General features: G+C 39.0%; 13 protein-coding genes. 5 read left to right on the forward strand and 8 right to left on the reverse strand.

The features are described 5' to 3' along the window. Window positions 1-98 precede the first annotated feature (98 nt). Complete coding sequence (locus tag IQI_RS11530) at window positions 99-356, forward strand: hypothetical protein (RefSeq protein ID WP_156509888.1); 258 nt, start codon at window positions 99-101, stop codon at window positions 354-356. 439 nt (window positions 357-795) lie between these two features. Here IQI_RS11530 and IQI_RS11535 read toward each other — a convergent pair whose 3' ends face one another. Then, window positions 796-1,080 (reverse strand): hypothetical protein, encoded by a 285-nt coding sequence (locus IQI_RS11535; RefSeq protein ID WP_064092796.1) that lies wholly within the window; start codon window positions 1,078-1,080, stop codon window positions 796-798. A gap of 206 nt (window positions 1,081-1,286) precedes the next feature. On the opposite strand from IQI_RS11535, the gene IQI_RS11540 reads away from it, so the two are divergent. Beyond that, complete coding sequence (locus tag IQI_RS11540; RefSeq protein ID WP_064092797.1) at window positions 1,287-1,832, forward strand: GNAT family N-acetyltransferase; 546 nt, start codon at window positions 1,287-1,289, stop codon at window positions 1,830-1,832. A 62-nt stretch (window positions 1,833-1,894) separates the two neighbouring features. Then, window positions 1,895-2,890, forward strand: a complete 996-nt coding sequence (locus IQI_RS11545; RefSeq protein ID WP_064092798.1) for a potassium channel family protein — start codon at window positions 1,895-1,897, stop codon at window positions 2,888-2,890. On the opposite strand, the gene IQI_RS11550 is transcribed toward IQI_RS11545, so the two are convergent. The 3 genes from IQI_RS11550 to IQI_RS11560 all read right to left on the reverse strand — a co-directional run bounded on the left by IQI_RS11550 (window position 2,883) and on the right by IQI_RS11560 (window position 6,114). Next, window positions 2,883-3,290: a YugN-like family protein gene (locus tag IQI_RS11550; RefSeq protein WP_064092799.1), complete on the reverse strand. Its 408-nt coding sequence runs from the start codon at window positions 3,288-3,290 to the stop codon at window positions 2,883-2,885. The genes IQI_RS11545 and IQI_RS11550 overlap by 8 nt on opposite strands. Before the next feature lie 94 nt (window positions 3,291-3,384). Continuing rightward, a complete protein-coding gene (locus IQI_RS11555) occupies window positions 3,385-4,734 on the reverse strand; it encodes a glucose-6-phosphate isomerase (RefSeq protein WP_064092800.1) in 1,350 nt (449 codons plus the stop codon). A gap of 216 nt (window positions 4,735-4,950) precedes the next feature. Beyond that, window positions 4,951-6,114 (reverse strand): iron-containing alcohol dehydrogenase, encoded by a 1,164-nt coding sequence (locus IQI_RS11560; protein ID WP_064092801.1) that lies wholly within the window; start codon window positions 6,112-6,114, stop codon window positions 4,951-4,953. A 213-nt stretch (window positions 6,115-6,327) separates the two neighbouring features. Here IQI_RS11560 and IQI_RS11565 point away from each other — a divergent pair, with 213 nt between their 5' ends. Further along, complete coding sequence (locus tag IQI_RS11565) at window positions 6,328-6,561, forward strand: DUF378 domain-containing protein (protein WP_064092802.1); 234 nt, start codon at window positions 6,328-6,330, stop codon at window positions 6,559-6,561. A gap of 180 nt (window positions 6,562-6,741) precedes the next feature. Here the strand turns inward: IQI_RS11565 and IQI_RS11570 are convergent, their stop codons facing one another. From IQI_RS11570 to pruA, 4 genes are all read right to left on the reverse strand, one after another. Continuing rightward, window positions 6,742-8,133, reverse strand: a complete 1,392-nt coding sequence (locus IQI_RS11570; RefSeq protein WP_064093172.1) for an aldehyde dehydrogenase — start codon at window positions 8,131-8,133, stop codon at window positions 6,742-6,744. Window positions 8,134-8,360: 227 nt separating this feature from the next. Continuing rightward, entirely contained in the window at window positions 8,361-9,605 is a 1,245-nt protein-coding gene (locus tag IQI_RS11575; RefSeq protein ID WP_064092803.1) for a Glu/Leu/Phe/Val family dehydrogenase, read from the reverse strand. Window positions 9,606-9,778: 173 nt separating this feature from the next. Beyond that, window positions 9,779-10,975 (reverse strand): ornithine--oxo-acid transaminase, encoded by a 1,197-nt coding sequence (locus tag IQI_RS11580; protein ID WP_064092804.1) that lies wholly within the window; start codon window positions 10,973-10,975, stop codon window positions 9,779-9,781. Between the two features lie 95 nt (window positions 10,976-11,070). Then, complete coding sequence (gene pruA / locus IQI_RS11585) at window positions 11,071-12,615, reverse strand: L-glutamate gamma-semialdehyde dehydrogenase (RefSeq protein WP_064092805.1); 1,545 nt, start codon at window positions 12,613-12,615, stop codon at window positions 11,071-11,073. Window positions 12,616-12,794: 179 nt separating this feature from the next. Between pruA and IQI_RS11590 the strand changes: the two genes are divergently transcribed. Continuing rightward, entirely contained in the window at window positions 12,795-14,177 is a 1,383-nt protein-coding gene (locus IQI_RS11590) for a sigma-54 interaction domain-containing protein (protein ID WP_064092806.1), read from the forward strand. The last annotated feature ends 12 nt before the right edge of the window (window positions 14,178-14,189 follow it).

The following is a 14,189-nucleotide window of genomic DNA, read 5'->3' on the forward strand; positions in this document are numbered from 1 at the left end:
TAGTTGTTAATTATGGATAATGCACTCCACTCGAAAAAAATGGTAAAATATTCATAAATGAGTTCTAAGAAAGAGTGATGTAATAAATGGGGCAAATGATGTTGAAAACGAGTTTGGCATCTATATTCATCTGTGTTGCTTTCATGACAATCGTCATTTTAGGAATAACCGGCTACTCTCTTATTACCAACCAATCAATAGGTGTGTTTGAATTATTCAGTTTGAGTATAAGTGATGATGGGCTGTTTATTCGTATTTCAACTAGAATCTGGTATATGATTGCTGTTACAATTACATCTTTAACTCTTTTTATGTGTATCATAATTTTCATAAGAAACCCTAAGGAAAATAACTAAGAAAAAGGTCAGCTCCATAAGCTGACCTTTTTCTATGAACTTCATTAGAGGTGAGTTTCAATTCTTTTGATCATGCAGTGTGCCTTTAAAGCACCTTCTGTTCTTTTTCGAAAAACCCAAGATCTCCTCTAGCTTTCCTTTACTTGTTGTGCTGTTTCTAATATGTGACTCGCCTTTACTTGTACGTTTTCATTTCTTCTTCTGTAACCAAAAAACGAGGTTCTAACAGCTTCTCTATCATTAGATATCTCTTTACATCTTCTTCCACTACTCTTTGTGTAACGCCTCTTGCAGCAATTGCTTCTTAAAAGGCTTCTTCTCCTACATAAGTAGCCTTTAATTGGCTTAGCTCTTCGTCGTTTTTTGTTTCTGAGTTTGAGAAAAAATAGTAGGTAATACTATTTTTAAGCTGATCAAATAAATGAGTCAGCCATTTTCATTACTCAGTATGAGCTTTAGCTGCAAAAAACCTCTTCTTTAAATCTTCATTTTCTACAAACAAATGCACGGCCAAGAACTGTTCTTTAATCCCATTCACAGTGTCTAATACCGTTTCAAAAGAAGTTTTAATGATTCTGGCTTCAATAAAACAGGAATCCTCCAGTTCTGTTGAAAATTTCATAATGGTGCCAGCTTCTTTCATCAAGAGAAGATGAGATATATCTTTAAATTCTTGTTTGTGAAACACGTATGGAAGTCCTTCTACACAAAAGTGTACGTTCATGTATTACACTCCTTCGAATGGTTTCATATTTGATAATCTCCTTCTACCCACCGTTTTAATACTTAAAACCACACTTAAAAGCATACGCATTCCCTTCCTTTAAATTGCTATTACCACATCATGAAGTAATAGCTTAGAATCCTTTTTCTCCTCATACTAGAAATCTTTTCCATGTTATACTTTTGAGGACAAGGGGGATGAATACGATGGAAAGTTATCCAGTATTTGAAACAGAACGATTAATGCTGCGACAAATGACGAAGGACGATGTGGATTTTCTATTCACTCTCTATACGTCCTCAGAGGTTTTGCGGTATTTTGGGATGAGTCCCATCGCTTCGAAAGAGGTAGCAATATCAATGGTAGAGAATTATGAGAAGCAGCTGGAGATTGGCGGACCCATGCGTTGGGGGATCGTCGATAAAGAGACGAATTCACTTATAGGTACTTGTGGGTTTCATGGCATTTCCAAACCCTATAAACGCTGTGAGATTGGGTACGACCTTAGTCCTGAATATTGGGGAAAGGGAATCATGGGAGAAGCACTGAAGCCGGTGCTGACGTATCTGTTTTCTACAAAGGAAATGAATCGAATTGGAGCAACGATTGTTCCTCATAATAAGGCTTCAAGCCGGGTAGTGGAGAAACTGGGATTTCAGCAAGAAGGGCTTCTCAGGGAGTATATTCTTCAAGACGGTACGATGTACGATGCATATATGTATAGCATATTGAAGAAAGAATGGCTCTCTTAGTTATGAGAAGAGGCTGAAAAGGCAATAATGGTCAGTGCAGATGAAAAAGGAGCTGGTTTAGCATGGTTCAGCATGTGTTTCATCAATTCTTGCGCTGGCCTTTAGTTATACGTATTTTTATGATAGCTGTGATGGTCATGCTCACGTTTGGAACAATGATTCATTTTATCGAGCCGTCGACATTCCCTTCATTATTTGACGGGATTTGGTGGGCGATTATTACGACCTCTACTGTGGGATACGGAGATTTTGTTCCAGCTACACTGGAGGGGCGTGTGATTGCCATTGCCCTCATTTTAGTTGGAGCAGGATTTCTGTCCACTTATTTTGTTACATTGGCGGCAGAAACGGTCATGACTCAAAATGCGTACCTGGAAGGAAGAGCGACGTTTAAAGGAAAAAAAGAGCAAGTGATTGTCGTGGGCTGGAATGAACGTGCAAGAGAAGTGATTAATCAGCTTACGTCTCTTCAATCTCATTGTGACATTATCTTAATAGATGAAACCTTAACGAAGAATCCTTACAGCAATCATCATATTCACTTTGTGAGAGGTACTCCATTTAGAGATGAGGTTTTGAAGAAGGTAAACCTTGAAGGGGCATCCATTGCCATCATTACAGCAGACCAAAATAAAGATGAAATGAACGCTGATATGAATTCAGTTTTAACCCTTTTAGCCATCAAAGGAAATCAGCCTTCTCTTTACACTGTTGTAGAAATCCTGCAAAAAGATCAAGTAGCGAATGCGAAGCGAGCAGGTGCCGATGAGATCATTCAAACGAATATGCAGACGAGCTATGTTATGATGAACAGCATTATCTCTCAAGGAATGTCAAAAACCATTTTAAAGCTTCTTAATCATTTAAAAGGAAACAACCTAAAGCTTATTCCTGTCCCAGAGGATCTCATTGATCAAACCTTTCACGATTTGAGTGTTAAGCTTCTCGATAAAAACATCATTCTTCTTGGCATAAAAAAAGGAGAAAACACCACAGTGAATCCTCCTTTGTCTACGATGGTCGAAGCCTCGGATGAGCTTCTTGTGATTTCTAGCTAGTCTCAATAACGTTTTCCAACTCTTTTACGAGTTCTTTGCCAACAGCAATATACTTCTCAGGAAAGCTTGCATCCGGATCCTGTGGTTCTGAAAATTGATTGACCGAACCGGAGAAGCTTCCAGTAGATGCGAAATCGTCTAAGCCTACCTGATATTTATGAGAGAGTAAGAACGGTTTACCAAACTCAACGGTAGCTCCCCGTGAATCCAATTGACCATCCACAGATGTAAAAGGTATTCTTAAAAATTGATAACCAACCTCATCATCGATTTTATAATCAAAATACCCGTGGTCATAATCCCAATTACCTCCAATGGAATAGCCAAGTGGCTTCAATAGCTGTTCAAGTTTATACAATTCATAATGTTGACCTTCAATGCTAGATGAAAGCTCAATCACGTAAATCCATCCCCTTTCTTTTAGGGTTAGTTTTTCCTAAAGAAGAGGAAAAATGTAAAAAAAGAGCACTGAGATATCTCAGTGCTCTTTCTTATTATTTCAAACGTTTTTCAAGTTCAGCTTTCTTTTCTTCAAAGCCTGGTTTACCTAGAAGTGCAAACATATTTACTTTGTAAGCTTCTACTCCAGGTTGATCAAACGGATTCACACCTAATAGGTATCCACTCATGGCACACGCTTTTTCAAAGAAGTACACTAAGTAACCAAATGTATAAGCGTCCATTGCTGGAATCTCAACAATTAGGTTTGGCACTCCACCGTCAGTATGAGCAAGTAGTGTTCCTTCAAAGGCTTTGTTATTCACAAAGTCAACCGTTTCACCTGCTAAGTAGTTTAACCCATCTAAATCACTTTCAGCTTTCTCAATTGTCAGCTCATGACGAGGCTCTGATACTTTGATGACTGTTTCAAACAAATCACGGCGACCCTCTTGAACATACTGTCCAAGTGAGTGAAGATCTGTTGAGAAGTTAGCAGAGGAAGGATAGATTCCCTTTTGGTCTTTCCCTTCACTTTCTCCAAATAATTGCTTCCACCACTCAGAGAAATATTGTAATCCTGGCTCATAGTTGATCAGCATTTCAATGGTTTTCCCTTTGTTGTAAAGTGCATTTCGAACGGCAGCGTATTGATAAGCAGCGTTTTCTGTCAGCTCAGATTTACTGAAATCTTCACGAGCCTGCGCAGCACCATTCATCATGTTTTCAATCTCTACACCACTTACGGCAATCGGAAGCAGACCTACTGCTGTTAATACTGAATAGCGTCCACCAATATCATCTGGAACTACAAATGTTTCATATCCTTCGTCAGATGCCAATGTTTTTAAAGCACCTTTCGATTTATCCGTCGTTGCATAAATACGTTGACGTGCTTCTTCTACCCCATATTTTTCTTCAAGCATCTTACGGAAAATACGGAATGCTATAGCTGGCTCTGTTGTCGTTCCTGATTTTGAAATGACATTTATGGAGAAATCTTTGCCGTCTAGTAAATCCATTAAATCCTTCATGTAAGTAGAGCTAATGTTTTGACCAACAAAAAGAACTTGAGGCGTAGAACGCTTTTCTTTCGGAAGTGCATTGTAGAAGCTGTGATTTAGCATTTCAATGGCTGCACGAGCTCCTAAGTAAGATCCACCAATTCCAATCACAAGTAAAACATCAGAATCACTTTTGATTTTTTCAGCGGAATTTTGAATGCGGGAGAATTCTTCTTTGTCGTAGTTCACAGGAAGGTCGATCCACCCTAAAAAGTCATTTCCTGCACCTGTTTGTTCATGTAATGAGTGATGAGCAACTTTTACAGCATCACTTAAATATGTAAGTTCGTGTTCTCCAAAAAACGATAACGCTTTTGAATAATCAAAACGAATGTGTGTCATAACCATCCTCCGATTAGTTAAATTATTTTCTTCTCTCTCACTTTATCGAAAGCTGACTCCATAATCAAGAAAGCTCTCTTTATGTAAGCGTGTCCAATGTGAACTTTTTTCATCAAACGTTTTTTCTTCCGTCTTTTTCCCGTTTGCTATGCTCTTAAAACCTAAAAAGGTCGATCCAATTGTATGCTGGATCGACCTTTAAAGAAAAAGTGTTTATTATAAAGAAGCTCTTAGAATAGAAAGAACGTCCTCTTTGTTTAGTTTGTTAAAGTTACCAAACTCACCGTTGATAACTGCTTTGTCAGCCATTAAATTTAATTGACTATCATCTATATCATAATCGGCTAAACGAGATGGTGCACCGATGCTTGTCCAGAACTCACGAAGTTTCTCAATTCCTTCCAGAGCAACTTCCTCTTCTGACTTGCCAGCAGGATCAACATCAAATACTCTTTCTGCCAGTTGGGCGAATCGAGCAGGATTAACCTTCAGATTATGTTTCATCCAGTTAGGGAACAGGATTGCCAGTCCTCCTGCATGAGGGATGTCATAGACAGCTGATACAGCATGCTCAATGTTATGACTTGCCCAGTCTCCACGGTAACCCATTTGAAGCATTCCGTTTAATGCAATGGTACCTGAATATAGAATCGTCTCGCGAAGCTCATAATTCTCAAGATCATCAATCAGCTTTGGAGCTGTCTCAATCACAGTATTTAATACTGCTTCACACATACGATCTTGAAGTGGTGTGTTGGTTGCATCATTGAAGTACTGCTCAAACACATGGGTCATCATATCTACCATTCCGTAGATTGTATGATCCTTTGGAACAGTGAATGTATTTTTAGGATCTAGAATGGAGAACTGAGGGAACACTGCTGGACTACCCCAACCATATTTCTCATTTGTCTCCCAGTTTGTAATAACAGAACCTGCATTCATCTCAGAGCCTGTTGCTGCAAGAGTTAAGACTGTTCCGAATGGAATCGCTTCACTTGCAACAGCCTTTTTCGTCACAAGATCCCAAGCATCTCCATCATATTTCGCACCAGCCGCAACGGCTTTTGTGCAATCAATGACACTTCCTCCACCAACTGCCAGTAAGAAATCGATATCGTTTTCTTTACAAATTTCAACGCCTCTTCTAACTGTTGAAAGACGAGGATTTGGTTCAACGCCATCCAATTCAAAAACTTCAGCGTCTATATCGTTTAAAATACCTACTACTTGATCATATAATCCGTTTCGTTTAATGCTTCCTCCACCATATACAAGAAGCACCTTTTTCCCATATTGAGGTACCAATTCTTTCAATTGTTCTACTTGCCCTTCACCAAAAATCAACTTGGTAGGATTATAAAAAGTAAATTCATTCATTTCATGTTACCTCCTTATATTTTGTAAGGGATATTGAAAATGCGAGAAGACATTTCGTTACCCAAAATTTCTTTAACACAATTCCTATTATCGAATATATCTTTCCCAAAATGCAAAGAACTTGCACAGACAAATTTGTTTTTTTATTTATGAATAAGAATAAAATCGATAGGAGACGTTATAAATGAGCCATTTAATAAGGAGGAAAACAACATGAGTGCAATTCAACGTATTGCTTTAGTTCTTACCATTATTGGTGCAGTCAATTGGGGATTAATTGGATTCTTTCAATTTGATCTTGTTGCAGCCATCTTTGGCGGTCAATCTGCCGCTTTATCTCGAATCATTTACGGTTTAGTCGGTATTGCTGGTCTAATAAATTTAGGTTTACTATTCAAACCAACAGAAGAATTAGAAAGAGAACCACATACTGAACCAACCCGTTAGGTATTTTTATCGGTTTATGGAGAAAAATCGGTAGTTCGCAAATATAATTGAAATCTTGCTTGATATATTGACGATTTCGCAAATAAAATCCAGATTACGCTCGATATATTGAGAATTTCGCAAATATAAATATGCTCCCAAATAAGAAAGGTGACCACTAATTGTGGTCACCTTTCTTCTCTATTTCAATAATTTTTTTATAATTTGCATTCCAAATCGTCCATTTGGATAGCGAAAGCTCATATCAAATTTGGTCGTTTGTTTTAATACGCTTTTATAATGAGAGAAGGTTGAAAAGCTTGATTCTCCATGATAATTTCCAATACCGCTCTCCCCCACTCCTCCAAAGGGAAGATATGGTGTCACGATATGCATTAGGGTGTCGTTGACACATCCCCCACCGTAAGAGATGGAATGATTAATTCGTTCTTCTACTTTCTCGTCACTTGTAAACAGGTAAAGGGCTAAAGGCTTTGGCCTCTCAGTCACAAAATCAATCACTTCTTGAAGATTTTCGTATTCCAGGACTGGAAAAATCGGTCCGAAAATTTCATCCTGCATAACAGGAACTGTGACGTCTCGCGGTACTAGTAAAGTAGGTTCCATTTTCAAGCTGGCATGATCTACTTTTCCACCTAAAAGGATTTCTCCATCTTGTAGATAATTGGTGAGACGATTAAAGTGACGTTCATTGACAATACGTCCAAATGTATCGCTTTGAAGAGGTTCAGTTCCATAAAATTCCACAATTACTTTTTTAAACTCTTGGATGAATTGTTGCTTTACTTTTTTATGAATGAAAAGGTAGTCAGGCGCAATACATGTTTGACCGGCATTGGTGACCTTTCCAAATGCAATACGCTTAGCAGCCAGAGGAATATCAGCTGTATCATCCACGATACATGGACTTTTCCCACCAAGCTCAAGAGTGACTGGGATTAATTGTTTCGCAGCAGCTTCCATGACCACTTTTCCAACCGGTACACTTCCCGTGAAGAAGATGTAGTCAAATGGCTGCCTTAATAAGTGTTGAGTGGTTTCGACTCCCCCCTCAATCACCATGATATGATTTGTTTCAAACTGTGTATTGATCAACCGTTCCAATAACTTCGATGTATGAGGTGTGAGTTCAGATGGTTTAATGATGGCTGTATTACCCGCTGCAATAGCTCCAATGACTGGAGATAGGGCAAGCTGAAAGGGATAATTCCAAGGAGCAATGATCAGTGCCACTCCATAGGGTTCCGGTACTTTGTATGCCTTAGAGCCAATATGGGTTTTGGCTGTTTTCACCTTCTTAGCTTCAGCCCAATCGTCTATATGCTTAAGAATGAATCGTATTTCCTCTAATAATATTCCAATTTCTGTTGCATAGGTTTCCATTTCAGACTTACCCAAGTCCGTCTTTAATGCCTCAATGATGTCTTTCTCATGGTCTTTAATGACTTTTGCAAATCGTTCAAGGATTTGCTTTCTATATTTTATAGGTCTTGTCGTTCCTGTTTTAAAAAATTCTTTATGCTGTTGAAGTGCTGTTTGAACAATATCCAAAGAAACTTCCTCGATTGTCATATCAGTTGACAAAAATATCCCTCCAAAACTATTATGTTTAACCGCTTAAACATAATAACGTAATATCGTATAATGAAATCCTCACCCTGTCAATTTTATAATGATTTTATCCACATCCGTTACTCTTTAATCAATTCTATATTTCTTTCAGGAATCCTTTTTTGCTCAAGTTCTACATAAAAAAGAACACATTCCCGAAGGAACGTGTTCTTGATTTTAAGCCTTAATTAAACCCAACCTCTAAACCTTGAGGCTTCAGCCATTTTGCGTGCGCCGACCATGTATGCGGCTAAGCGCATGTTGACTCGACGATTCTCTGATGTTTCGTATACATTGTTGAAAGCTTCCACAAGTTTAGCATGAAGCTTCTCGTTTACTTCTTCTTCCGTCCAGTAGTACCCTTGATTGTTTTGTACCCATTCGAAATAAGAAACCGTTACACCACCAGCACTTGCTAGCACGTCTGGTACCAGTAAGATTCCTCTTTCTGACAGGATTCGTGTTGCTTCAAAGGTAGTTGGACCATTTGCAGCTTCTACCACTATAGATGCTTTAATATCATAGACATTCTGCTCTGTGATTTGATTTGAAATGGCTGCTGGAACAAGAATATCACAATCTAACTCAAGTAATTCTTTATTTGAAATCGTATTTTCAAACAATGTCGTAACGGTTCCGAAGCTATCACGACGATCTAACAGATAGTCAATATCTAATCCTGCTCGATCGTGAAGTGCTCCGTGTGCATCTGAAATGGCAATGACTTTCGCACCAGCATCATGCATGAATTTAGCTAAGAAACTTCCCGCGTTTCCAAATCCTTGGATGACAACTCGTGCACCTTTAATCTTAATGTTACGTTTTTTTGCCGCTTCCTCAATACAGATGGTTACTCCTTGAGCTGTTGCTTTCTCTCGACCTTGGGATCCACCTAATACGATAGGCTTTCCTGTAATAAAACCAGGAGAATCATTTTCACGAAGACGACTGTATTCATCCATCATCCACGCCATAATTTGAGAGTTTGTGTAAACGTCAGGTGCAGGAATATCTTTCGTTGGTCCAACAATTTGACTGATGGCACGAACATATCCACGACTTAGTTTTTCAAGCTCTGTGAATGACATGGTTCGAGGATCACAGATGATACCACCTTTTCCTCCCCCGTATGGAAGATCAACAATTCCACATTTCAAGCTCATCCACATAGATAAAGCTTTTACTTCTTCTTCATCTACTTCAGGGTGGAAACGTACGCCTCCCTTAGTAGGACCTACTGCATCGTTATGTTGAGCACGGTAACCGGTAAATACTTTAATACTTCCGTCATCCATTCGCACTGGAATTCGAACCGTTAACATACGAATAGGTTCTTTGAGCAGTTCATACATTTCTTCTGAATATCCAAGCTTTGATAAAGCATCATTAATGACATGCTGTGTAGAAGTAAACAGATTAAGGTTTTCTCCCATTATAAACATTCGCCTCTTTATTATGTGATCTGAAACGTTGTTATTGTAACATATTACCTTGTACTAAACCATTGACTTTTCTAAAGAAAATAAATTTTTCGTTTTATTCTGTGACTAAGCTAAACTTGATGACCCTGTAGCAATCTTCGCTATTGAAGTTTGGAATAAAAAGATTACTTCGAAAGAACCTTTTTGATTCTGTCGATAGCCCAATCCAAATCTTCTTGAGAGATGACAAGTGGTGGAGCAAAGCGGATCACTGTGTCATGTGTCTCTTTACACAGTAAGCCTTCTTCTTTAAGTTCTTCACAATATTTACGTGCAGGCTCTCTAAGTTCAACTCCAATAAATAATCCGCTACCGCGAACTTCCTTAATCATAGGATTATCTATCTCACGGAGTTTACTCATGAAGTATTCTCCCATTTCTAAAGAACGATCTGCCAGTTTTTCATCAATCAAGACATCTAAAGACGCTACTGAAACTGCGCACGCCATAGGATTACCACCAAAGGTAGAACCATGAGAACCCGGGTTGAACACGCCTAGTACTTCCTTGTTTGCTACCACACAAGAAATCGGGAATACGCCCCCACCAAGTGCTTTACCTAAGATGTACATGTCAGGATCAACATTTTCCCACTCACAGGCAAACATTTTTCCTGAGCGAGCAAGACCCGCCTGGATTTCATCTGCAATAAAGAGAACATTGTTTTCTTTACATAGCTCATAAGCTGCTTTTAAGAAACCTTTTGGTGGAAATACAATTCCAGCTTCACCTTGAATCGGCTCAATTAAGAATGCGGCAGTATTTGGAGTAATGGCTCCTTTTAAGGCTTCTAAATCACCATAAGGAATGAGGTTAATACCTGGAAGCATCGGTCCGAATCCACGCTTATATTCTTCTTCTGAAGAAAGAGACACGGCTGTCATCGTTCTACCGTGGAAGTTACCATTACATGCGATGATTTCCGCACTGTTTTCGTCAACACCTTTAACATCGTATGCCCAACGACGAGCCGTCTTAATCGCAGTCTCAACCGCTTCGGCACCTGTATTCATTGGTAAGGCCATGTCTTTTCCAGTCATTTCACAGATCTTTTCGTACCACGGAGCTAATTGATCGTTATGGAATGCACGTGAAGTTAATGTTACGCGATCCGCTTGATCTTTTAATGCTTGAATGATTCTCGGATGACGATGTCCTTGGTTAACAGCAGAATAAGCGCTTAGCATATCCATATACTTGTTTCCTTCAGGATCCTTTACCCATACACCCTCAGCCTCTGAAATTACGATTGGCAGGGGATGGTAGTTCTTTGCACCATACTTTTCTGTTTGTTCAATAATCGAATGAGTACTTACTGTCATGAAAGTTCCTCCTTTAATTTTCATACTTTTTCAAAAAAAGATTTATAAACAAGGATGGAGCCTCTGCAAACAAAGGCTCCTTCCCATTTCAACGATTAAAGTGTTTCAGATGTTGTTTTTGCTTGAAGGTGAAGAAGTAGATAATCTGGCCCGCCTGCTTTAGAATCTGTACCTGACATGTTGAATCCACCAAATGGTTGGTAACCAACAATCGCTCCTGTACATCCTCTATTGAAGTATAGGTTTCCTACGTGGAAATCTTCACGAGCTTGCTCAATCTTCGCACGGTTATTTGTGATTACTGCTCCTGTTAAACCGTAGTCTGTGTTGTTTGCAATCTCAATCGCATGATCAAAGTCTTTTGCTTTAGAGAATGCAACAACTGGTCCGAAGATTTCTTCCTGCATTAAACGAGCGTTAGGATCCAAGTCAGCAAAAATTGTTGGTTTTACGAAGAAACCTTTAGAGTTATCTCCTTCTCCTCCAACCATTAATCTACCTTCTTCTTTACCAATTTCAATGTAGCTCATAATTTTATCAAATGACGCTTGGTCGATCACAGGACCCATGAAATGATCATTGTCTACTGGATCTCCAGCTGATAATTCCTTCGTTAATTCAACTGCACGCTCCAGTACTTGATCGTAAACATCTTCTACGATGACAGCACGAGAACAAGCTGAACATTTTTGTCCAGAGAAACCGAATGCAGAAGCAACGATTGATTGCGCTGCTAACTCAAGGTCTCCTTCACTATCTACAACAATTGTATCTTTACCGCCCATTTCAGCGATAACACGTTTTAGCCATTTTTGGCCTGGGTTCACTTTTGCTGCTCTTTCGTAAATACGAGTACCTACGTCACGAGAACCGGTGAATGAAATAAAGCGTGTCTTTGGATGATCTACTAAGTAGTCGCCAACTTCAGCTCCGCTACCTGGAACGTAGTTGATTACACCTTTAGGAAGTCCTGCTTCTTCTAATACTTCAATGAACTTCGCTGCTACAACAGCAGTCGTTGAAGCTGGTTTTAGAAGAACTGTGTTTCCAGTAACAATTGCCGCTACAGCTGTACCAGCCATAATGGCAAAAGCAAAGTTCCATGGTGAGATGACTACACCTACGCCAAGAGGAATGTAGTTGAACTGGTTGTATTCACCAGGGCGACTTTCAACAGGGAACCCATCTTTTAAACGAAGCATTTGACGAGCATAGTATTCCATGAAATCAATTGCTTCTGCTGTATCCGCATCCGCCTCTTTCCATGGTTTACCTGCTTCCTTCGTTAATAAAGCTGAGAATTCATGCTTACGACGACGAACAATAGCAGAAGCGCGGAACAAAATGTCTGCACGAGTTTCAGGCTTAACTTTTCTCCAAGATTGGAAAGTATCATAGGCAACGTTCATAGCTTTTTCAGCTAGATCTTTGTTTGCTTTTGATACACGTCCGATGATTTCTTCTTTGTTTGCTGGGTTTACAGAAACAAGCTTGTCATCAGTTGTTACTCTTTCTCCACCAATGACTAACGGATAGTCTTGACCTAAATAACTTTCTACTACTTTTAAACCTTCTTTAAATGCTTTTTGATTCTCTTTTTGTGAGAAATCTGTGAATGGTTCGTGTTTGTAAGGAATCATGTGGGCATTTCCCCCTTTAAACAAAGATTTTTATTCATCCTCGAGTGACGAGGCTTTTTAACAGGTATGCAAAAAAAATTTGCATTTAGAAAACCCTTACACTTATAATAATGCAAAAGATAGTTGCATTTTTCAAGAGTTTTTTCAAAATTTTTTATAATCACGAGGAGAGAGGCTGCATGCAGGATCTAGAAAAACATTTATTTATGTATGAAAAAGTCGCTGAGCACCTCGAATCAGGCATTCATGTAATCGATTCATCAGGAAGAACCATCATATATAATCGTAAAATGCGTGAAATCGAAGGCATGGAAATTGAAGATGTATTAGATAAAAATTTATTGGATGTGTTTCAGTTTCATTCAGAAGAAGAAAGTACTCTTCTTCAGGTTCTAAATACAAAAGAACCTACCTTAAATGTAAAACAAACGTACTTTAATATAGCAGGAATTGAGATTACCACCATCAATGACACCTTCCCTATTTTCCATGATGAGGTGTTAATAGGGGCCATTGAAATTGCAAGGGATGTAACCAAACTCGAAAAAGTAATGAGAGATCAAGCTCATAAACGCTCGGCTAGCTTATATACTTTTGAAAGTATTATTGGAGAGCAAATCCGTTTGCAAGAAGCCATTGAAACAAGTAAACGAGCTACGCGAACCTCGTCTCCAATTCTTATTTGTGGAGAAATCGGGACAGGTAAAGAATTATTTGCCCAAAGCATTCATAACGACAGTGCTCGCTCAAATAAGCCATTTATTACTCAAAATTGCTCATCCCTATCCCATGACATGCTAGAAAAGCTTTTATTTAACACAGACCTGAAAGAGAACATGGAAGAAGAGGCCCGTCCCTCCCTCTTTCAACAAGCACAAGGAGGCACCCTCCTACTTGATGAAATCAACTCATTAAACACTTCCCTCCAGGGGAAGCTTCTAAACTTTTTAAATCGAGGGACGGACCTCCCATACGATGTTCGAATCATGGCAACAGTGAATGAAGACCCTATTGACGCCATTGCAGAAGGAAGACTATTAAAGGATTTATATTATCGATTAAGCATTGTGTCCATTTTCGTTCCTTCTCTTAGAGACAGAAAAGAGGATTTGCCTGCCTTAACTTCTTTCTTCATTGAGCAGTTTAATCACCATTTTGCCATGAACATTCAAGGGCTTACACCAGAAGTGGAGAGCATTTTTCAACAATATGACTGGCCGGGAAATGTAAGAGAGTTGGAGCATGTCATTGAAGGTGCGTTCAATTTAGTTGGATTTGAAGAAACAATTGATTTCATTCACCTTCCATTCGGTTTCAGGCAACGAATTCAGCATTCAACTTCTAGTGAAGAAAGCCAGGATGAAACAGAGTTCCTCTATCAATCCGGAAGCGAAATCAAGCCTCTTGAGATTTTTGTAGAGGAAGCTGAAACCTACTATATTCAAAAGGCTTTAAAGTATCACGACTACAACATTACGAAAACCGCAAAATCTCTTGGCATGAGTCGCCAAAACTTACAGTATCGGATTCGAAAGTATGGCATAGAGCGGAATTCTTTTTAATGGTAAAAGAGC

Origin of the sequence: Rossellomorea aquimaris TF-12 (genome assembly GCF_001648555.1) — a bacterium.
GTDB classification, from domain to species: domain Bacteria; phylum Bacillota; class Bacilli; order Bacillales; family Bacillaceae_B; genus Rossellomorea; species Rossellomorea aquimaris.